Source organism: Parafrankia sp. EUN1f, from assembly GCF_000177675.1.
GTDB lineage: Bacteria > Actinomycetota > Actinomycetes > Frankiales > Frankiaceae > Parafrankia.
Window position 1 is genome coordinate 71,986 of sequence record NZ_ADGX01000015.1, and the last position, 19,802, is coordinate 91,787.

The 19,802-nt window shown below is 70.6% G+C and carries 15 protein-coding genes and 1 pseudogene; 9 read left to right on the top strand and 7 right to left on the bottom strand.

What is annotated here, in order from left to right:
* Positions 1-7: 7 nt before the first annotated feature.
* Complete coding sequence (gene nirD, locus FREUN1FDRAFT_RS06665) at positions 8-334, top strand: nitrite reductase small subunit NirD (RefSeq protein ID WP_006539214.1); 327 nt, start codon at positions 8-10, stop codon at positions 332-334.
* Positions 331-1,491, top strand: a complete 1,161-nt coding sequence (locus tag FREUN1FDRAFT_RS06670; protein WP_006539215.1) for a uroporphyrinogen-III synthase — start codon at positions 331-333, stop codon at positions 1,489-1,491. Before nirD ends, FREUN1FDRAFT_RS06670 begins: the two co-directional genes overlap by 4 nt.
* 36 nt (positions 1,492-1,527) lie before the next feature.
* On the opposite strand, the gene FREUN1FDRAFT_RS06675 is transcribed toward FREUN1FDRAFT_RS06670, so the two are convergent.
* Entirely contained in the window at positions 1,528-3,141 is a 1,614-nt protein-coding gene (locus FREUN1FDRAFT_RS06675; protein WP_006539216.1) for an FAD-dependent oxidoreductase, read from the bottom strand.
* 129 nt (positions 3,142-3,270) lie between these two features.
* Positions 3,271-3,855, bottom strand: a complete 585-nt coding sequence (locus FREUN1FDRAFT_RS06680; RefSeq protein ID WP_085948853.1) for a lytic polysaccharide monooxygenase auxiliary activity family 9 protein — start codon at positions 3,853-3,855, stop codon at positions 3,271-3,273.
* Between the two features lie 337 nt (positions 3,856-4,192).
* On the opposite strand from FREUN1FDRAFT_RS06680, the gene FREUN1FDRAFT_RS06685 reads away from it, so the two are divergent.
* The gene (locus FREUN1FDRAFT_RS06685; RefSeq protein ID WP_006539218.1) at positions 4,193-5,041 is read left to right on the top strand and encodes an enoyl-CoA hydratase/isomerase family protein; all 849 of its coding nucleotides are present in this window, start codon (positions 4,193-4,195) and stop codon (positions 5,039-5,041) included.
* 97 nt (positions 5,042-5,138) lie between these two features.
* On the opposite strand, the gene FREUN1FDRAFT_RS06690 is transcribed toward FREUN1FDRAFT_RS06685, so the two are convergent.
* On the bottom strand, positions 5,139-5,561 hold the full coding sequence (locus FREUN1FDRAFT_RS06690; protein WP_006539219.1) for a hypothetical protein: 423 nt from the start codon (positions 5,559-5,561) through the stop codon (positions 5,139-5,141).
* A 157-nt stretch (positions 5,562-5,718) separates the two neighbouring features.
* On the opposite strand from FREUN1FDRAFT_RS06690, the gene FREUN1FDRAFT_RS06695 reads away from it, so the two are divergent.
* Complete coding sequence (locus tag FREUN1FDRAFT_RS06695; protein ID WP_006539220.1) at positions 5,719-6,009, top strand: hypothetical protein; 291 nt, start codon at positions 5,719-5,721, stop codon at positions 6,007-6,009.
* Positions 6,010-6,105: 96 nt separating this feature from the next.
* On the opposite strand, the gene FREUN1FDRAFT_RS06700 is transcribed toward FREUN1FDRAFT_RS06695, so the two are convergent.
* Positions 6,106-7,554, bottom strand: coding sequence for an MFS transporter (locus FREUN1FDRAFT_RS06700; protein ID WP_006539221.1), 1,449 nt, complete (start codon positions 7,552-7,554; stop codon positions 6,106-6,108).
* A gap of 414 nt (positions 7,555-7,968) precedes the next feature.
* Between FREUN1FDRAFT_RS06700 and FREUN1FDRAFT_RS47355 the strand changes: the two are divergent.
* Positions 7,969-12,376, top strand: a pseudogene (locus FREUN1FDRAFT_RS47355) (molybdopterin-dependent oxidoreductase).
* Positions 12,377-12,616: 240 nt separating this feature from the next.
* Positions 12,617-13,171 (top strand): hypothetical protein, encoded by a 555-nt coding sequence (locus FREUN1FDRAFT_RS06710; RefSeq protein WP_006539224.1) that lies wholly within the window; start codon positions 12,617-12,619, stop codon positions 13,169-13,171.
* Between the two features lie 14 nt (positions 13,172-13,185).
* Here the strand turns inward: FREUN1FDRAFT_RS06710 and FREUN1FDRAFT_RS06715 are convergent, their stop codons facing one another.
* Positions 13,186-14,076, bottom strand: a complete 891-nt coding sequence (locus FREUN1FDRAFT_RS06715) for an NAD(P)H-binding protein (protein WP_006539225.1) — start codon at positions 14,074-14,076, stop codon at positions 13,186-13,188.
* A 112-nt stretch (positions 14,077-14,188) separates the two neighbouring features.
* Here FREUN1FDRAFT_RS06715 and FREUN1FDRAFT_RS06720 point away from each other — a divergent pair, with 112 nt between their 5' ends.
* Complete coding sequence (locus tag FREUN1FDRAFT_RS06720) at positions 14,189-15,280, top strand: LysR family transcriptional regulator (protein ID WP_006539226.1); 1,092 nt, start codon at positions 14,189-14,191, stop codon at positions 15,278-15,280.
* On the opposite strand, the gene FREUN1FDRAFT_RS06725 is transcribed toward FREUN1FDRAFT_RS06720, so the two are convergent.
* A complete protein-coding gene (locus FREUN1FDRAFT_RS06725; protein WP_006539227.1) occupies positions 15,192-16,553 on the bottom strand; it encodes an alpha/beta family hydrolase in 1,362 nt (453 codons plus the stop codon). The genes FREUN1FDRAFT_RS06720 and FREUN1FDRAFT_RS06725 overlap by 89 nt on opposite strands.
* A 129-nt stretch (positions 16,554-16,682) precedes the next feature.
* Positions 16,683-17,843, bottom strand: coding sequence for an alpha/beta hydrolase (locus FREUN1FDRAFT_RS39530; RefSeq protein ID WP_006539228.1), 1,161 nt, complete (start codon positions 17,841-17,843; stop codon positions 16,683-16,685).
* 274 nt (positions 17,844-18,117) lie between these two features.
* On the opposite strand from FREUN1FDRAFT_RS39530, the gene FREUN1FDRAFT_RS06735 reads away from it, so the two are divergent.
* A complete protein-coding gene (locus FREUN1FDRAFT_RS06735) occupies positions 18,118-18,999 on the top strand; it encodes a DUF6597 domain-containing transcriptional factor (protein WP_198144254.1) in 882 nt (293 codons plus the stop codon).
* A 10-nt stretch (positions 19,000-19,009) separates the two neighbouring features.
* On the top strand, positions 19,010-19,802 hold a 793-nt coding region (locus FREUN1FDRAFT_RS06740), incomplete at its 3' end, for a hypothetical protein (protein WP_006539230.1).

A 19,802-nucleotide genomic window follows, 5' to 3' on the forward strand; every position in this document is an offset into this window, starting at 1 on the left:
CGCAACGATGACGACGTGGACCACGGTCTGCCGATACGACGACCTGCTGCCGGAGCGCGGTGCCGCGGCGCTGGTCGGCGACCTCCAGCTCGCGCTGTTCCGCTGCCACGACGGTCAGCTGTTCGCGATCGGCAACCAGGACCCGTTCACCGGCGCCTGGGTGCTTGCCCGCGGCATCGTCGGAAGCAGGGCGCAGCGGCGGACGGTAGCGTCTCCCCTGCACAAGCAGGTCTTCGATCTGCGCACCGGAGAGTGCCTGGACGCGGAAGGGGTCACCGTACCCGTCTACGAGGTGCGCAGCCGCGAGGGAATGGTTGAGGTGAACGTGACGTGACTGGTGGTTCCACCAGCGTCGAGCCGCTGGCCGGCTACACCATCGGGATCACCGCGGCGCGCCGCCGGGAGGAGTTCGGTGCCGCGCTCGAACGCCGCGGGGCACGGGTCCTGTACGGCCCGGCTATCCGGATCGTGCCGCTGGCCGACGACACGGAGCTGCGCCAGGCGACCGAACGGTGCCTGACCGCACCGCTGGACGTCGTCGTCGCCACCACCGGGATCGGCTTCCGCGGCTGGATGGAGGCCGCTGACGCCTGGGATCTGCTGGATCCGCTCACCAAGGCGATCGGCTCGGCGACCCTGCTGGCCCGCGGCCCCAAGGCCCGCGGCGCGATCCGCGCGAGTGGGTTGCGGGAGGCCTGGTCGCCGGAATCGGAGTCGTCCAGCGAGGTGCTGGAGCACCTGATCGAGCGGGACGACCTCGACGGCCGGCGCATCGCGGTGCAGCAGCACGGCGAACCGCTCCCCGACCTGGTGGACACGCTGCGGCTGGCCGGCGCGGACGTCATCGAGGTCCCCGTCTACCGGTGGATCGGGCCCGAGGACGTCACTCCGCTGCGGCGGCTGATCGACGCGGTCGCGACCACCGAACTGGACGCGGTCGCGTTCACCAGCGCGCCGGCGGCGGTGAGTTTCCTGCGAAGCGCGGACGAGCAGGGGCTGGGCGAGGCCGTGCACGAGGCGCTGCTCGGTCCGGTGGTGGCGGCCTGCGTCGGTCCGGTGACCGCCGGCCCGCTGCTGGAACGGGACATTCCGGTGATCGCGCCGCCCCGGGCGCGGCTCGGCGCGCTGGTGCGCGAGATCGTCGAGCAGATCCCGCGCCGGCGTGGCCGGGTGCTGCCGGTCGCCGACCACTGGCTCGACCTCCGCGGCCAGGCCGTCGTCGTGGACGGGCGGCTCGTCCCGCTCAGCCGGACGAGCATGGCGCTGCTGCGCCGCCTCGCGGTCCGGCCCGGGCATGTCATCACCCGGCGTGAGCTGTTGCCGCCCGGCGGCGGAGACGAGCACGCGGTCGAGGTGGCCGTGGGCCGGCTGCGTTCCGCGCTCGGGGACCCCCGCATCATCCAGACCGTGGCCAAACGCGGCTACCGGCTGGCCTTCGAGCCTGAACGCGGGGCCGTCGACACCGCCGCCGGCGACGACTGGCACTACTGACCCGGCCGGGGAGGTCGGCGGGTCAGGGTCAGAGGGTCAGCGGGAACCCTGGGTCAGGGCGACCGAATCGGGCACCCGAACCGTCTCGGGCACGGTGAGCGGGATGACGCCCTGTATCTGGCCGATCACGTAGTGGGCTGACATCATCGCTCCCTCCTGCCAGCCGGGCAGCGGTGAGCACTGGTCTCCCAGCATGTAGAAGCGCCCGTCGCCCTCGGGCTGGAGGAGCTGCTTGTAGGCCCGCATGTGCTCCGGGTCCGCCGGATCCCAGTCGGCCCAGCCCCCGAGCTGGTAGGGCACCTTCTGCCAGGCGATCGTGACGCCCTTCGCGGTGGGAACGATGTTCTTGTCGGCGAACGTCGGGTGCAGCTCCGCCGCGCCGGCGCGGGCCTGGTCCAGCCGCTGCAGCGGCTCCAGATCGCCGAACTTCCTGGCCACGTCGGCGAAGTTGTAGGCGCCGGTGACGGTGCCCGTCCCCGCCGGGGAGAAATAGTCGTTGCTCGGATACCAGACCTGGGTGATCGGATGGTTCGTCCAGCTGATCCCGCCGTAGATCTGGTCGGTGTCGTTCTCCCAGAAACGTTCCTCCGCCTGCCATCCGACCTTGCAGGTGTCGGCGAACTCGACGGCATTGACCGCCGCGTCGAACTCGGCGGAGAAGTTGGTGGAGAGGCTCCGCAGCACCGGCACCGGGATGCTGCTGACACAGTAGTCCGCGGTCAGCTTCTGGGCGCTGCCCTCCCGCAGGTATTCGACGTCCACCCCACCCTCGCCGAGCAGCCGAATCGCGGTGACCTCGGCGTTGCGCTCGATGATGTCGCCGAACCTGTCGTTGATCTCCCGCTCGAACGCGGTCACGATGCGGTCCATCCCGCCGACCGGCTGGAACATCGTGGCCTGCCACAGATAGTCCACCGGCTGGTAGAACCTGTGCTTCCAGAAACCCGACTCCAACAGGTCCGCGAAGGGGATCGGCGGTGCCGGTATGGGAAAGTCGTGCACGTCGGGATCCTCGACGTACCCGGAGCGGGTCGAGCCCTGGTAGCTGTGGTCGTCCGCCAGCTGGCCGAACGCCCGCAACAGGTCGAGCAGTTCCCCGGTCGCGGCGTCCCGCTGCACGAGGCTCTCGGCGAGCATCGCCGCGAGGTGCCCGCGGGTGTCGTTGGCGACCTGCCGGTTGCGCCATCGGACGATCCGGCCGTCCGCGAGGTGGATGACGTTCGCCGTGGTCTCCATGATGTACGGCTCGAGGGCGACACCGAAGGCCCGGCAGTAGTCCAGCATCCGGCGGTGGTGATACGGGACGCGACCGGGGCCCAGATTGAGGTAGAGATCTTCGTCGAAGACGCACTCGTGTGTGACGACCGGCTCCCCGGTCGGGCCCAGCTCGCGGAGCACGTCGCCGTTGCGGGCCGTGCGGTTGCGGCCGCCGACGCGGTCCGAGGCCTCCAGCACGATGCACCGGTAGCCCAGCCGGCCGAGTTCGTAGGCCGCGGTCAGCCCACCGACCCCGGCACCGAGAACGGCGACGGTGGCGCCCGCGCGCGGTGCGGGGGGCAGCTCGAGCGAACCCGTCCAGCCGGTCGCCTCCGGTCCGCCCCGGCCGATCATCGCCTCGCGAAGCGCGTCGGCGGCGGTTCGCGCGGTCATGCCTGTCGTCCGTGGTCGACGTCGTGCATTAATACCAACCCCTTTTCTGCTTTGAATGTCGCCCTTCTGAGCCGGGCAGAGCGCTGTCCGCCGACCGGGAGACCGGCCGGCGGACAGCGCAGTGTGGTGTCACTCGGCGAAATCGAGGTCAATCACCTGGTAGAAGCCCTTGGCGGTGTCGGCGACCTCCCACACGCTGAGCAGGACGTGGTAGCCCTGCCGCTGCGGGAGCGTGAACGTGTGCCGGGTCGGGTCTTCCGGCTCGAGGTTTTCGGCCGACCAGTACGGCTGCCCGCTGTTCTGGAACTGGGCGACCGGAGCCGACTCGAACTGGGCCCGGCTCAGCGGCAGGCTCGGATCCCAGCCCTGCCGGGTGAGGAAATAGTTCCACCGCCGGGTCTTGTGCGGTGCGTGGAAAGTCCAGGTGATGGAAAGCTCCTGGCCGGAGCCGACCGGGTGCTTCTGCCAGTCCGATCCCGGCTGGTCCAGCTTGGCGGCGAAATCCTGGCCGGCGCTCGCGATCTTTCCGTCGGCGGGCGGCGGGTCGCTCGGGACGTCGTCCGGCGCGAACGGGTCGAGGAGCCCGCCCTCGGTCGCCGGGAAGAACTTCCCTGATTCGAGGCCGTTGGCCTGCCATTCCAGAAGATAGATGTTCGCGCGGGAGGCCGGCTCGGAGATCGTCCCGTGGCGCGGCGCCACTTTGCTCTGGGTCATGGCTTTGACGGTAGCGCCGAAATTCCTTGTTTGCATTCCCGGAATGCGGGAACAGGATAGCCCTCGTGATGATTTTTTAAAGACTGCCGGCGGGGTTTTCGAGGTTTGGCGCCGGAAGTCCGGCAGGGGCCTTCCGCCCCTGTTTAGCGGGTGGGCGGGAGGGGCCCCACGACCCACGACCCACGCCCGACGCCCGGTGACCTGGACGCGGCCGCCGGTGGGCCGCTGCCCGGCGGCCCCGGTCCGTCCGCGACGTCGGGCCCTTGGCGTGAGCGCGCGTCAGATCCGGACGGCAAGCTACATTGAATTTATTATCCAACTTCTCAGGAGTGATCGGATGGGCGAGGAAGCCAGCGGTGCGAGGTCGGCGGAACAGGCGGGCAGGCCGCTCCCTCCGGAGGGGGACTGGCTGGGCACGCCGTTCCTGCGCTTCGAGCGGCAGGGCAGCCTCGCGGTCTGCACGGTCGACCGGCCGCAGGCCCGCAACGCGCTGACGGCGGCGATGTACTTCGGCATCCGCTACGCCGTCGACCGGGTCAACCACGACCCCGAGCTGGCCGGCCTGCTGATCACGGGAACCGGCGACGTCTTCATCCCTGGTGGCGACCTGGGACACAACGCCGCCGACGACTGGGGCGGCCCGATGCTCTTCGGCATGGACAACACCCCGTTCGACGCGATCCGGCACTCCCGCAAGCCGGTCGTCAGCGCCGTGAACGGCATCGCCCAGGGTGGTGGCCTGCTCATCGCGATGATGTCCGACGTGGCGGTCGCCAGCGACCGGGCCACGTTCCGGGCGCCGGAGGTCTACCGCGGCATCGCCGACACCGGCTACGCGCGGTACCTGCCGGCCCAGATCGGCCCCGCCCGGGCCAAGGACATGCTCTACACCGGCCGGGTCGTCACCGCCACGGAGGCACTGGACTGGGGTCTGGTCGCCCGGGTCGTCCCGCACGAGCAGGTGCGCGACGTCGCGCTCGAGGCGCTGCGCGCCTGCTGCCGCGGCGCTCCGCGGGCGCGTGCCGACGTCAAGCGGGTCATCGCGGCGCACTACGGCACCTACGACCGCATGACCATGGACAGGAGTGTCTTCGGCTCAGAGGCCCGCGAGGGCTGGCTTGCCTTCTCCCAGCGCCGCAACCCCGACTGGGTCCCCGAGGACATCCGAACCCCCGGCCGCCTCTAGACGCCGCGACCGGCGAGGTTCGCCGCCCTGCTCACCGCCTGGGGCGGGCTTCTCTTCGGCCCGGGGAGCTCGGCGCAGACCTCGGGTCGGTACCCGCTCAGCGCCGTTCCCTGCGCCAGACGACCTTCAGACCCGACCAGTCCGCATCCATCGCCGCGACTTTGACGTCGACCAGCCCCAGCGGGAGAACGACCTCCCGGATGAGGTTCTCCGTGACGTCGCTGCGATGCCCGGCGGCCCTGCGCGGCCAACCGAACCACAGTGCGCCGGCCGGACGGACGCACTCGCGGAAGGAGTCGGCGGCCTGGCGCACGTCCCTCGCCTCCCGGCAGAAGGCCACACAGACGTCGACCGGTCCGGGGACCAGGTCGTCCAGACACGCGACGCTGCTGTGCTCGACGCCGTCCGGCAGGTCGGGAACGGTCCAGCCTGGCGGAGCGGCAGCCAGCACCAGCCGGCTGTCCGCCTTGACCCCGAGCTTGCGCGCCAGCGGAGTCCCCGAGTACCCGGCAGCAGGCATCAGACCGCACCTTTCCGCCCGCGCAGCGCGGGACCAGCCCCTATGGCCGGTCTCCTGACGAGAAGGCCATCATGCCAACCCGCGCTCACCCGCGGAACGGCCGCGCTGGTGAAAGCGAGGGCAGGCCCTCGTCTACGGGCCGCGCGAGACGCTGCCGGTGCGCGGCTCATACCGGGCGTCGTTCCGTCTCGCCGCCGAGCTCGACCCGGATGTCGATCTCCCCGCCGACGAGCCGATCGCCCGCATCGAGGTGTACGTGCACCTGCGGCGCGAGAAGCTGGCCGCCCGCGACCTGCGGCCCGGCGAGCTGACGTCGACGTTCGCCTACTACGAGATCGGCTTCACCTGCGACAGCGTCGACGACCAGTACGAGTACCGGGTGATGCTGCCCGGGCCGGGAGCCACGGTCTCCTTCGAGCGGGTCACCGTCTACCGCATCTCCGACTGAGGCCGGCCGTTCCGCGGCGTCCCCAGCGGGCGCGCGCAGCGGCCGTCCGGCCCGGATGACGGCCATCCGGGCCGGACCAGGGTGTTCCTCGATCGGTCAGCGCGTGCTCGCCGCCAGCACCTGCGGCGGTGTCGCCGCGGGGCTCGGCCGGGCGCCGACGTCGCCGCGGCGCAGGTAGCACAGCCAGGTGACGACGGCCATCACGACGAACAGGCCGACATAGACCCACAGGGCCGGGGCGATCGTTCCGTAGGCCTTGTTCGACTCGGCGTAGATGATCGGCACCAGGAATCCGCCGAAGGCGCCGACCGCGGAGCAGATGCCGATGGCGCCGGCGGCCTCCCGCCGGGCCCTCAGCATGGCCGTGGGGGTTCCGCCGTCGCGGGCCCCGCGGGCGGCGAAGATGGCCGGGATCATCCGGTAGGTCGAGCCGTTCCCGATGCCGCTGGCGAGGAACAGCAGCATGAACGAGGCGAAGAACAGCCCGAAGCTCGGCCGGTCGAGGATTCCGCCGCGGCGGCCGATCGACGCCACCGCGCCGAGACCGCCCAGCGTCATGACCGCGAAGGCTGCGACGGTCACCTTCGCGCCGCCGATCCGGTCGCCGAGCTTTCCGCCGAGCGGGCGGGCGACCGAACCGACCAGCGCGCCGAGAAATCCGTAGCTGAGAGCGACATCCGGCCGGTTGAACAGTGCCGGGTTCTTCAGCAGTGCGGGAAACGCCGACGAATATCCGATGAAGGAGCCGAAAGTGCCGATGTAAAGAAACGACATGATCCAGGTCTGGCCGCGCCGGGCCGCCGACGCGATGGAACCGAAGTCCGCCTTCGCCTCGGAGAGGTTGTCCATGAACAACAGTGCCCCGACCGCCGCGACAATCGCCAGCGGAATGTAGATCAGCCCGATCCGGGCCAGCGCGGTACCGGTTCCGGCCGCGATCACGACGGCGCCGAGCTTCTGGATCACGGCGACGCCGAGGTTGCCGCCGGCCGCGTTGAGCCCGAGCGCCCAGCCCTTCTCCTTCTCCGGGTAGAAGAAGGAGATGTTCGTCATGGACGAGGCGAAGTTCCCGCCCCCGACGCCGGCGACGGCGGCGATCGCCAGCAGCGCGCCGAAGGACAGCTCGGGCTGCCGCACCGCCCACATCATCAGCCCACAGGGCACGACCAGCAGCAGCGCGGAGAAGACCGTCCAGTTACGGCCGCCGAAGACGGGAACCGCGAAGGTGTAGGGCAGCCGGAGGAAGGCTCCGACCCCGGACGGCACCGCGACGAGCCAGAGCTGCTGGTCGATGGTCAGCGCGAAGCCGGCGGGGCCCGGACCGCCGTCGGCGTTCGCACCCATCTTGACGACCAGGATGCTCCACATGACCCATACGGAGAACCCGAAGTGCTCGGCGATGACCGACAGCACCAGGTTGCGCCGGGCGATCCGGCGCCCGGTCTCGTTCCAGAACACGGGATCTTCCGGATGCCAGTCGTCGATCCATCGTCCGGACCGGCTGGTGCGCCGGTCCGGATTCCTGCCGGTGCTGGGCGCGCTCATGGGGGCTCCTCGGGGGAGATTCGCGATATACATCGGGCAGAACCTGTCGCGACAGCACGTTAGGAGCTGGCTGTTTCGGGGCGCCTGGCCGGTCATTACACGGCGGGAAAACAGTGCTCTCACCGGGCGAGGGCAGGCGGTGAGAGCCGGTGGGTTCACAATGCCAAGACGGCCGGTGTGCGGCGGCGGTAATCGGCGGACCGGGTCGGTGTGACACCGGTGAAACGCGCTCATCCTATGGTCTGATCCGGGCGCACCGGCCCGGCTGTTCCGGCAGTGCCGGCCGGATTCGGCCGGAATTGGCTGGTGCCGTCGATGTGTCATTCCGGGTGTCGACTTCTTGCGGAGGGGGAGTGGGTGACCGCGTCCGGGACGACGAGGACAGTGTGCTCGTACTGCGGGGTCGGCTGCGGCATGGTCCTCGACATCGCCGCGGGGCCGGACGGCCGTCGCCGGGTCAGCCGTGTGAAAGGGGACAAGGCGCACCCCGCGAACCGGGGCCGACTGTGCACGAAGGGCGCGACCAGCGCCGACATGCTCGCGGCCCCGGGCCGGCTCGGGACGGCACGGATTCGTCCACGGCGCGGCGGCGAGCCGGTCGACGTCGGGCTGGACGAGGCCGTCGGCACGGTCGCCCACCGGCTGCGGTCGATCATCGACGAGCACGGCCCCGACGCGGTCGCGCTCTACGTGTCGGGCCAGCTGACCCTGGAGGCGCAGTACCTCGCGAACAAGCTGGCCAAGGGTTTCCTGGGCACCAACCAGATCGAGTCGAACTCCCGGCTGTGCATGGCCAGCGCGGGCAGCGGCTACAAGCTGTCGCTCGGCGCCGACGGCCCGCCAGGTTCCTACGACGACTTCGACCACGCCGAGGTGTTCCTGGTCATCGGGTCGAACATGGCCGACTGCCATCCCATCCTGTTCCTCCGCCTGATGGAGCGGGTTCACGCCGGTGCGCGGCTGATCGTCGTCGACCCGCGGCGTACCGCCACGGCGGAGAAGGCGGACCTGTTCCTCCAGATCCGTCCCGGCACCGATCTCGCACTGCTCAACGGGCTGCTGCACCTGCTTGTCGAGGGCGGTCACCTCGACGAGACCTTCATCGCCGAGCACACCGACGGGTGGGACCAGATGCCCGGGTTCCTGGCCGACTACCCGCCGTCGACGGTCGCCGAACGGACCGGGCTCACCGAAGCGGACCTGCGCCGCGCCGCCGAATGGATCGCCGACGCGGGCGCGACCTGGATGAGCTGCTGGACGATGGGTCTCAACCAGAGCACCCACGGCACCTGGAACACCAACGCGCTGATCAACCTGCATCTGGCGACGGGAGCGATCTGCCGGCGCGGTGCCGGGCCGTTCTCGCTGACCGGCCAGCCGAACGCGATGGGCGGCCGGGAGATGGGCTATATGGGACCCGGCCTGCCCGGGCAGCGTTCGGTGCAGGTCGAGGCCGACCGGGCGTTCGTCGAGCGGCAGTGGGACCTGCCTGCCGGCACCCTGCGGCCGGACGTCGATGGTCAGGGCACCATCGAGATGTTCCAGCGGATGGCCGCCGGTCAGATCAAGGCCTGCTGGATCATCTGCACCAACCCGGTGGCGTCGGTCGGCAACCGCTCGACGGTGCTCGACGGCCTCGCCGCGGCCGAGCTGGTCGTCGTCCAGGACGCCTACGCCGACACCGAGACCGCAACCCACGCCGACGTGCTCCTGCCGGCGGCGATGTGGGGGGAGGCGGACGGCATAATGATCAACTCTGAGCGGAACCTGACCCTGACCAGCGCGGTCGTCGACCCGCCCGGTGCGGCCCTGCCCGACTGGCAGCTCATCGCCCGGGTCGCGGCGGCGATGGGCTTCGCCGACGCCTTCGACTACGCCAGCGCCGAGGAGGTCTTCGCCGAGATCCGCGCCTTCCACAACCCCGCGACCGGCTACGACCTGCGAGGCGTCAGCTATGAGCGGCTGCGGGCGGGGCCGGTGCAGTGGCCGGCCGCCCCCGGTTCCGCGGACCGCAACCCGATCCGCTACCGCAACGACGGTGTCAGCCAGCCGCTGCTGGAACGAGCCGACGGCACCCTTCCCGCGCTGCGCTTCCCGACGCCGACCGGCCGGGCCATGTTCCATCCTCGACCGCACCTGCCGCCGGCCGAGCTGTCCCGACGACGACTACCCGTTCCTGCTGAACACCGGGCGGCTGGCGCACCAGTGGCACACCCTGACCAAGACTGGCAAGGTCGCGAAACTCAACAAGCTCAATCCAGGACCGTTCGTTGAGATCAACCCGCTGGACGCCGCCGCGCTCGGGGTCACCGCCGGTGACCGGATTGAGATCGCCTCGCGCCGTGGCCGCGCCGTGCTGCCCGTGGTCGTCTCGGACCGGGTGCTGCCAGGCGGCTGCTTCGCCCCGTTTCACTGGAACGACCTGTTCGGCGCCCAGCTCAGCATCAACGCGGTCACCAGCGACGCCGTCGACCCGGTCTCGTTCCAGCCTGAGCTGAAGGTCTGCGCGGTCTCCCTGACCAGGGTCGCCGCACCGGCTCCACCCGTGACCGCACCGGCTCCACCCGTGACCGCACCGGCTCAGCCGGCGACTGCACCGGCATCACCTGCATCACCGATGCCACCGGCACCACCGATGCCACCGGCACCACTGATGCCACCGATGCCAGCGCTGCCGACGGTTGGCCCAGGGCCCGGACCGGGTGCGGCAGATGTGCCGGCTGCCGCACCGGTGGCGCGGGTTGTGATCGAGACGCTGGGCGCGGCGCTCGGTGTCGGCCTCGCCCCGCCGGACCTCACCGACCCGCAGCGCCAGTACCTCGCCGGCTTCCTCTCCGCGCTGGCGACCATGCCGCCGGCCGCGGGCCAGCCGCCGCGACTGCCCGCCGACGCACCCTTCGACGCGGGACGTCTGCAGTGGGTGAACGGCTTCCTCGCCGCCGGGTTGGCCGCCCCCGCGCCGCGAGTTCCGGCGGTGCCAAGCCAGGTCAGGCGACAGATGCCGGACGTCGCAACCGCGGACCCGGAAGTGCGGGGGGAGAGGGGGGCCAGTGGGGACAAGGGGGACAGCGGGAACAGCACGGTTCGGGTGCTGTGGGCCTCCCAGACCGGCAACGCCGAAGACGCCGCGGCCACCGTGCGGGATCGGCTGCGGGACGCCGGATGGCACGTGCACCTCCACGACATGGCCGCTCCGGCCGGCGAACTGCTCCTCGCTCCGGGTGACCTGCTGGTGGTGACGAGCACCTTCGGCGACGGCGACGCCCCGGACAACGGCGCGCGCTTCTGGGACGCGGTGAGCGCCGCGGACGCCCCGCGCCTGGACGGTCGGCGTTTCGCCGTGCTGGCGCTCGGCGACTCCAGCTACGCGGACTTCTGCGGCCACGGGCGTCGTCTCGACCGGCGCCTGGCCGAGCTCGGCGGGGCGCGGCTCGTCGGCCGGGTCGACTGCGAACCCGACTACCTCGGCACCCTGGACGACTGGCTGGAGGAGGTCATGGCGGCGCTGAGGGCGGCGCCCCCAGGCCCGGCCGTCGCGAGCCGTGATCCGTCGGCGACCACGACTGCCACCGAGTTCGGGGCCGTGACCGCGACCGCGGCCGGCGTCGGCGCTCGGGCCGGTGCTCGGGCTGGCGTTCGCGCCGGGGCTGGGCCTGGGGTCGGCGCTGGCGCTCGGGCGGGCACCGGGGCCACGTCCGGGTCAGCGTCGGCTGGCGCCGCCCGGACGGTGACGCTGCTCGGCAACCGTCTTCTGACCACGGACCGTTCGAGCAAGGAGGTACGAAGGGTCACCTTTGACCTGACTGGCGGTGGGCTGGAATACGCGGCAGGTGACGCCCTGGGCGTCTGGCCGACGAACAGTCCCGCCCTGGTGGACGAGTGGCTCGCCGCGACCGGCCTCGACCCGCACACCGACGTCCAGACCGGCGACAACGGGCGACTGCCGCTGCTGGAGGCATTGCGTCATTGCCTGGACATCACCACGGTCCGGCCCGATCTGCTGCGTTTTGTTGCCGACCGTACCGACGACCCTCACCTGCGCACCCTGCTGCGGCCCGGCAACCAGCTCGAGCTGGAGAAATGGAGATGGGGGCGGCAGGCTGTCGACGTCCTCAACGAGCACCCGGTGCGCGCGGATGCCGCAGACTGGCTCACGGTGCTGAGCCCGCTGCGGCCGCGACTGTACTCGATCTCGTCCTCGCCGCTGGTGGATCCGCGGACGGTGAGCCTGACCGTGTCCGTTGTTCGATTCACGGGAAGCGACGACCGCCCCCGCGGCGGCGTGTGCTCCACGTTTCTCGCCGCCGCGGAGCCGGGACGTCCGGTGCGTGTCTTCCTGAAACCCGCACCGCACTTCCGCCCGCCGGCCGATGACGCGACGCCGGTGATCATGATTGGTCCGGGGACTGGCATCGCGCCGTTCATCGGGTTCCTGCAGGATCGCCAGGCCCGCGGGGCTTCCGGCCCGAACTGGCTGTTCTTCGGTGAACAGCGCCGGGCCACCGACTACTACTACGCCGACGAGCTGGCCGCGTTCACCGCCGCCGGCACCCTGACCCGGCTGGGACTGGCGTTCTCCCGCGACCAGCGGGCCAAGATCTACGTGCAGGATCGGATGCGTGAACAGGGCGCGCGGCTGTGGACCTGGTTGAACGACGGTGCCCATGTGTATGTCTGCGGCGACGCGGCCCGAATGGCCCGGGACGTCGATCAGGCATTGCGCGATGTCGTCGCTACCTACGGCAATCTCGATGCCGACGATGCGATGGCCTACGTCCGGCAGCTTGCCGCCGATCGGCGCTATGTCCGCGACGTGTACTGATTCCGTCGTTTCGCCGCGGTGCCGTTTGCCCGGACCGACGTGTTGTGACCGTGGTGTTGCGGGGAGCGGCGGAGGCCTCCTCGGGGGGAGGCCGTGCCGCTGGCCTTTGCAACCAGGTCGTTTCGGGTCGGTGAAGGGTGCCGTGTGCGGCGGACGGGCCTGCGCGTAGCGTGCCAGCATCGGGCCCACGGGTCGGACGCCGCAAGGTGCCGGCTCGACGCGGATCGAAGGGCGGGGGACATGCTGACAATGTTCTGCTTCGACGGGCTTGCCGTCATCGTCGAGGATCTCTGCTTCACCGAATCCGAGGCTGCTCCCAACCAGGAAGGCCCGGGATCCGGTCCGTGGCCGCAACCCGGGCCGCCGCCTCATTCGCCGCCGGAGCGGGAACTGGGGCTGGAGCCGCAGCTGGAGTCGCCGCCGGAGCTGGAGCTCGAGCCGGAGCCGGAGTCCCAGCGGGGTGTGCGGGTGGAGCTTCGGCTCATCGAACGTCAGTCGCGGTTCGGATCGCTTCCTGCCTCACGGCGGGCCGCTGGCGACGATGCGCTGTTCCGGGTGGATCTTCCGGAGTCGTGGTGGCGGCGGCTTCCGGACGATCCCGTCATCTGGCTGGAATCCAGGCTCGCGGACCCGGTGTGCCTGCTCGCCGGTGCCGGCATCGTCGACCTGGACAGCTACCAGTCGGCCGCGGCCGGGATGCGCGACACTCTCCCCGAGATCATCCGAACGGTCGCGACGATGCTGGAGCGGGTGCGCGCCGGGCAGCTTGCTGTGCTACCCGGCCGCGCTGCCTGACGAAGGACGGGTTCTCAGCCCAGAACGGCCGGCCGCAGCACCTCCTCGCACCAGCGCCGGAAGCTGGTCGGTGAGGCGGCGTGCGGCGTGCGCGGCTCGGCGTTGTCAAGGCCGTTGTTCTTTGCGCGCATCATGTCGACCATCGCCTCGATCATGGCCGTGGACTGGCCCTGCCCGGCGAGCGTCGCCCGGAACTGCTCCTCCGTGACCTGCTGGAAGCGGATCGGCCGGTCGAACACGTCCGACATGATGCGGGCCATGTCGTTGCCGGACAGGTCCTCGGGGCCGAGAACCGGGACGCTTTCCAGCCCGCTCCACGACACATCCGCAAGTAGCCTGCTTGCCGCGGCGGCGATGTCGCGGGTGGCGCAGGTCGGAAGGCGCCGATCCCCGTCCAGGGGGAGGAAGAACATCCCCTGGGCACGGATCGCGGCGACCTGGCGCAGCATGTTCTCCATGAACGACGGCAGTGCCAGCGACCGATAGCTCACGCCGGTGGCGGCGATCAGATCGTCCATCGCCAGTGAGAGCGACACCAGGCCCGCGTTCCCGGCGAGCGCCGGTGCGGTTCCGCGACCGAGGGCCGAGACGCCGACGACCCGCTGCACCTGATGGCGGACGAACGCGTCGCACGCCGGCTGGGTGAACTCCAGATAGCTGGCTTTGAGATCTTCCGCTGTGGGGTCGGGCGGCACCAGCCAGAAGACGGCCGCGGCACCGTCGAACGCCTCGTTCACGACGTCGGCGTCACCGTGTGAGCCACGGACAACCTCCACGCGGTCGCGGACCTGGGCCGGGAGCCGAGTGGGATCACGGACGATCACTCGAACGGACTCCCCGTCGCGCAGCAGGTTCGCGAGCACCTGCCGGCCGATGTTGCCCGTGGGGGTGGTGACAACGATCATGAAGGCTCCCGGTTGTCGTGTGCGAAGCGCGGTGCCCCGCGCAGGCTCAGTCAATGTCGGGGGGAGTAGGAACCGGAAGGATCATCTCGGTCTCCATTGATACCCTCCCGATATGAGCGAGCTGGAGGTGCGTCAGCTTCGATATTTCGTCGCCGTCGCCGAGGAGCTTCATTTCCGGCGGGCCGCCGACCGGCTGGGAATCGCTCAGCCCCCGCTCTCCAGAGCGATCCGCGACCTGGAACGTCAGCTGGGTGTGCGGCTGCTCGAACGCACCACCCGCTCCGTCGTGCTCACCCCGGCCGGCGAGGGCCTGCTCCGGGACGCCAGGATCGCCCTCGACGCGGTCGGTGCCGCCGCGGCCCGGGCCCGCCACGCCGGCCTGCCGGAACCGCGGCTGCGTCTCGCGCTCAAAGCCGACTACGACGCCGGCCTGCTACCGCGGATCATCGCTGCCTACGAGCGTGCGGACGCGGCCATCCCGGTCGATCTGATCCTCGGCGGGCGGGATGAGCAGGCCCCGGCGCTGCGGGAGGGCCGGGCTGACGTCGCACTGCTTCCCGCACCCTTCGACGATCGCGACCTGGAGTTCGAGCCACTGCTGACCGAACCTCGCCTGGTGGCGCTGGCGGCAACGGACCCGCTCGCCGCCCGCCCCGACCTGTACCTGGCCGACCTCGCCGGCCGGCTCCTCCCGGACGGATCGCCGGCCGACCAGCCCGACTCGAGACTGGCCGAGGCGGCTGACATCCCGTCCCCGGCTTCGTCCGTCGCTCCCGCGGTGGCTCCGGCCGTACTTCCGGCTGCCGACCGGCCCCGGGACCTCGCGCAGATCTTCAGCCTGGTCGAGCTGGGAAGGATCGTCTGGTTCCCTCCCGCCTCGCTGGTCCGGCGCCACCCCAGGCCGGACATCGCCTACCGACCTGTCCACGATCTCGCTCCGTCCACCCTCGCCATGGCCTGGCCGCGAAACTCCCGCTCCCCGGCTGTCGCCGCCCTGGTGCATGCCGCGACAACCGTCGCGGCGACAGCCACTGCCACATCCGTCGGCGCTTTTGCCGCGACTTCTGCCGGGGCCGGCAGCGATGCCGGGCTGGCTGTACGTTTCGGCGGGTTCGCTAGCTGGGATGTCCAGCCAGAGCCAGATGGTGGACGAACCAGTCACGGGCCAGCACCGCCACCGCTTCCAGGGCGCCCGGCTGCGTGAACAGATGGGTGGCAGCAGGTACCACCGCGAGGCGGCTCTCACACCGCAGCTGATTCTGCGCTTCCCGGTTGAGGTCAAGTACGAGCTCGTCGCGCTCACCCACGATCAGCAGCGTGGGGGCGGAGACCCGAGCCAGTCTGGACATGGCCAGATCCGGTCGCCCGCCGCGGGACACGACAGCGGTGACTGGCGGGCCGAACTCGGCTGCCGCCCACAGAGCCGCCGCGGCGCCGGTACTGGCACCGAAGTATCCGACGGGAAGGTAGGCGATATCGGGCTCCTCGCGCAGCCAGCGGGTGACCCGGATGAGACGGCGGGCGAGGGTGTCGATGTCGAACACCTTTTTCCGGTCGAGTTCCTCCTCGGGTGTGAGCAGGTCAAACAGCAGGGTGGCCAGGCCGGCGTCGACCAGAACATCCGAGACGTACCGGTTGCGTGGGCTTTGGCGGCTGCTTCCGCTGCCATGCGCGAACACGACCAGCCCATGCGGATGCTCGGGAATCGTGAGATCTCCGCTCAGTCTGGTCGTGTCCGTTGGAATTCTGACCTCGACGGCACGAGCCTGCGATGCGCCACCCATGCTCGCGGTGCTCGCGGTTCCGTTGGTGTTCACGGTGTGATCGGGCATGGGGGCGGAGATGAGGGCCGCCCGATGCAGCAGGTCGGTGACTTCTTCATCCGCGGTCTGAGTGAAGTCGACGTAGAAGGCGCCGATGGCGAAGAACTCGTCCGGGGTGGCCAGGCAGACCACCTCCTCGGCGAACTGGTGCAGCCACGCGATCCGTTCCGGCGGGCCGACGGGGGCGGCCAGCACGACGCGGGCGGCGCCGGCTGCCCGGACCGCCTGGCAGGCGGCTGCAGCGGTCGCGCCGGTCGCGATCCCGTCGTCGACCACGACCACGGTGCGGCCGGCCAACGGAACCCGCGGCTGCGATCCGCGGAAGCGGCGGATCCGACGGTCAAGCTCCACCCGTTCGCGTGCTTCCACCGCGTGGAGATCTGCCGGGGTGATGCTGGCCAGCAGCCGGGTCTCGTCGTTGACCACCAGCACACCTCCCTCGGCGATGGCGCCCATCGCGAGCTCCGGCTGCACTGGTACACCGAGCTTGCGGACGACGATGACGTCCAGCGGTGCGCCCAGCGCCCGGGCGACCTCGTAGGCGACGACCACACCCCCTCGGGGGAGACCGACGACCACCACCTGCTGGCCGCCGAGATACGCCAGCCGTCGGCCGAGCTCATGCCCCGCATGTACGCGATTCTGGAAGAGCATCTCGCCCCTCCCTTCCACCCGCTGACCGCTCCTGCGCCGCGCAAACCCCCGTTTCTTCCTGCCCCGCTGTCTGGCGTCGGAACGTCGGAGCGGCACCGGGCTGACAGGCGGCTCGGGCGCTCGGCTGGCTCAGCGGTTCAGCGCGCGGAGCACGTAGTCGACCGCGGAGATCGGCGGGGTCCTGCCCACCCCCCAGGTGACGGTCGCGTCGAGGCCGACCTGCTCGGCGCGTTCGGAAAGCGCGCGGGCGTGCCAGGGGTGGTGGAACATGACGTCGGCACCCAGCGGCAGCGCCTCCGGCGTTCTGGTGTTCGCCGCCCAGAAGGGGACGTCCGAGGCGTCCATCAGGCCGAGCATGTCGACGTTGTGCCGATAGGTGACGATGTCCGGCCGGGTGACGTCGCCGAACTGCTTGATCCCGTAGAAGGCGAGCATGCGCCGGCCGTCGGGGACGGCTTCGATGAGCCTCATGAGACCTGGCTTGAGCTGGTCGGCGTAGTCGGCGAAGACGTCGTCACCCCACCGCACGATGTCGTAGGTGGCCTGGGTCTGGTTCACCGCGACGGCCTGTGGCCGGGTCGACATCCGGGCGACGGGGTCGGTGGAGTCCGGGTCCGCGAGGTCGTCGTGGAAGCCGAGCCACAGCGCGGTGCCAGCACCGGCCGAGTTGCCGAGGAGGGCGATCCGGTTCGGGTCGATACCGAACGAGTCCGCGTGGTAGCGGATGTACTGCAGGCAGCGCGCCACGTCGGTCATCGGTTTGATGACACCCTCGTCGTCCTCGGCGCCGAGAAGCCGGTAGTTCATGCTGGCGACCGCCGTCCCGGCGGACAGCAGCCGTGCCGGGGCCGAACCGGTGGCCGCGGGGTCGTCGAACCCGTTCGTCCAGAAAGTGGACTTGTCCCCGTTGATGAACCCGCCGCCGTGCAGATAGATGACGAGGGGCACAGCGGACGCGGACGCCGAGGCAGATGCCGACGTGGACGCCGATGTGGTCGCGGATGTCCGCGCGGATGCGGGAAGCGCGATGTCGAAGGCGTTGAGCCGGTCCGCTCCGCAGGAGATGTCGGTGGCGAACCGGACGTCGCTGGCGGTGCCGGTGTCGAACGAAGGGGCGGTGAACGAGATTTCCAGTGGCGCTGGCCGGGGGGTCGGCGCGGCGGCCCGCGAGTCCGCCGTCCCCGAGGTGTGCGCGGAGCCCGGTTGGCTGTCAGTCGAGGAGCCGCAGGCGGCCAGCCCGCCGACCAGGGCGAGGCCGGTCAAGGCGGAGAGAATCCGGCGTGCGTTCATCCGTGGTCTCCTCGGGGCTGCTGGGCCGTTTCTCGCGTCATGGCCTGCGGTGAGCCGCCGGGGAGGCCCGATAGCGGGAACCCGGCAGGCACGGCCGGCCAAAGAATGAAGGGACCATACTCGGCTGAACCGGACCTATGTGGGTCGGCATTGCTGATGTCGAGATTCTGAGCGTCTGGATTCGGGCATGACGTGTGATCTCGTGTCGTCAGGCGACAGTCGTGTCGTCAGGCAGTCGTGTTGTCAGGCAGACGTGTTGTCAGGGAACAGTGTCGTGAGCAGGCAACAGTGCCGTGAGGTGAGGTCGGTGTACCGCGAATACCAGGCGCCCGTTGCCGTGAGGCCTGTGGTGGCCTGTCTGTGGGAGCAGGAGCCGAACGGCGACCACGTCCAGCGGGTGGTGCCGGACGGGTGCGTCGATCTGATCTGGCTTGCCGGGCGCGAGCTGGTCGTGGCGGGGCCTGACACCCGTTTCCGCGACGCGGCGCTGGCCGCGGGTGCGATGTCGTCCGGCGTCCGGCTGCGTCCCGGCGTAGCTGGCATGGTGCTCGGTGTTCCCGCGTGCGATGTGCGTGATCTCCAGATTGATGTGGATCTTCTCTGGGGCGGTCGGGCGGCCCGGAATCCGGGCGACAGCATGGCCGAGATTCGGGGCCGGTTGGCCGAGGCCGCCCCGGCGCGCAGGTTGGAGCTGCTGTCCGACGTGGTGACCGGCCGGGCCACGGAGCGTCCGGACCCACTCGTCGGGGCCGCGGTGCGCCACCTCGCGCATCCGGGGGCGCGGGTCGCGGCCGTCGCGGCGGAACTCGGTGTCGGCGAGCGTCAGCTTCACCGCAGAATGCTGGGTGCGGTCGGATACGGCCCCAAGATGTTCGCCCGGGTCGCGCGGCTGCGGCGGCTGATGATGCTCACCCGGCGGCCACCCGCACTGCCTTCGGTGTCGGCGGGGCAGCCGGCGAGGTGGTCGGTGGAACAACAGGCGGCGGGGTCGCCGGCGCCGGTCTCGTGCTCCTCCTCCTTGGCGTCCTTCTCCTTGGCATCCGTCGCCGTCGCCGCGGGCTATGCGAGCCAGTCGCACATGAACGACGAGGTCCGCCGCCTGACCGGGACCACGGCCGTCCGATTCCTGGAAGACGCCATCGTGACCGCGGCCTAACGTCACACCCATGCCTGTCGACATCGCATCCGCCGAGCAGTTCGTGCTGGCCAACGGCCGTCTGCTGGAGCGGCACATCCTGGCCCGACTCCTGCACGGCGCGGCGGCGGCGCCGGTGCTGGACGCGCTGCGCGCCTACCGCAACGCGGACGGCGGCTTCGGGCACGCCCTCGAACCCGATGTCCGGACCCCGGGCAGCGAGCCGACCGCGACCCTGCAAGCGATCGAGGTGCTCGCAGCCGCGGGCGCGCCGGATGATCCGATGGTGGCCGATGCCGCTGCCTGGGTGGCGGCGATCGCCCTTCCGGATGGCGGTGTGCCCTTCGTGTTGCCCGGTGCGGCGGCCCATCCGCACGCGCCGTGGATGGTGCCCAGTGAGGGAGGATCCCAGCTGACGTTCGCGTTCGCGGGTGTTCTGCGGCAGCTGCTCGCACGTGCCGCGCCGCACGTACATGCCGCCGATGCCACGCGGGCGTGGCTGGAGCGTGCGACCGAATGGTGCTGGGCGGCGCTGGCGGATCCGGGGGCGCTCGGCGGCTATGTGCTGAAGTTCGCGCTGGACTTTCTCGACCGGGTACCCGACGCGGAGCACGCCGGGCGATCGATCGAGGCGCTGCGCCCCCACATCGGAGCCGACGGCTCGATCCCGGTGCCCGGCGGCACCGAGGCCGAGCGGCTCACCGCGTTGGACCTGTCCCCGCGGCCGGGGCTGCGCAGCCGGGCCCTGTTCAGCGACGAGCAGATCGGCGCAGGGCTGGACCGGCTCGAACAGGGGCAGCGGGCGGACGGCGGGTGGACGTTCG

Bases quoted from the DNA above. Each gene is read 5' to 3' on its own strand.
- FREUN1FDRAFT_RS39530 (WP_006539228.1), bottom strand. From the start codon at position 17,843: ATGAACGCACGCCGGATTCTCTCCGCCTTGACCGGCCTCGCCCTGGTC.
- FREUN1FDRAFT_RS06680 (WP_085948853.1), bottom strand. From the start codon at position 3,855: ATGACCCAGAGCAAAGTGGCGCCGCGCCACGGGACGATCTCCGAGCCG.
- FREUN1FDRAFT_RS06715 (WP_006539225.1), bottom strand. From the start codon at position 14,076: ATGATCGTTGTCACCACCCCCACGGGCAACATCGGCCGGCAGGTGCTC.
- FREUN1FDRAFT_RS06710 (WP_006539224.1), top strand. From the start codon at position 12,617: ATGCTGACAATGTTCTGCTTCGACGGGCTTGCCGTCATCGTCGAGGAT.
- FREUN1FDRAFT_RS06690 (WP_006539219.1), bottom strand. From the start codon at position 5,561: ATGCCTGCTGCCGGGTACTCGGGGACTCCGCTGGCGCGCAAGCTCGGG.
- FREUN1FDRAFT_RS06675 (WP_006539216.1), bottom strand. From the start codon at position 3,141: ATGACCGCGCGAACCGCCGCCGACGCGCTTCGCGAGGCGATGATCGGC.
- nirD (WP_006539214.1), top strand. From the start codon at position 8: ATGACGACGTGGACCACGGTCTGCCGATACGACGACCTGCTGCCGGAG.
- FREUN1FDRAFT_RS06725 (WP_006539227.1), bottom strand. From the start codon at position 16,553: ATGCTCTTCCAGAATCGCGTACATGCGGGGCATGAGCTCGGCCGACGG.
- FREUN1FDRAFT_RS06685 (WP_006539218.1), top strand. From the start codon at position 4,193: ATGGGCGAGGAAGCCAGCGGTGCGAGGTCGGCGGAACAGGCGGGCAGG.
- FREUN1FDRAFT_RS06720 (WP_006539226.1), top strand. From the start codon at position 14,189: ATGAGCGAGCTGGAGGTGCGTCAGCTTCGATATTTCGTCGCCGTCGCC.
- FREUN1FDRAFT_RS06700 (WP_006539221.1), bottom strand. From the start codon at position 7,554: ATGAGCGCGCCCAGCACCGGCAGGAATCCGGACCGGCGCACCAGCCGG.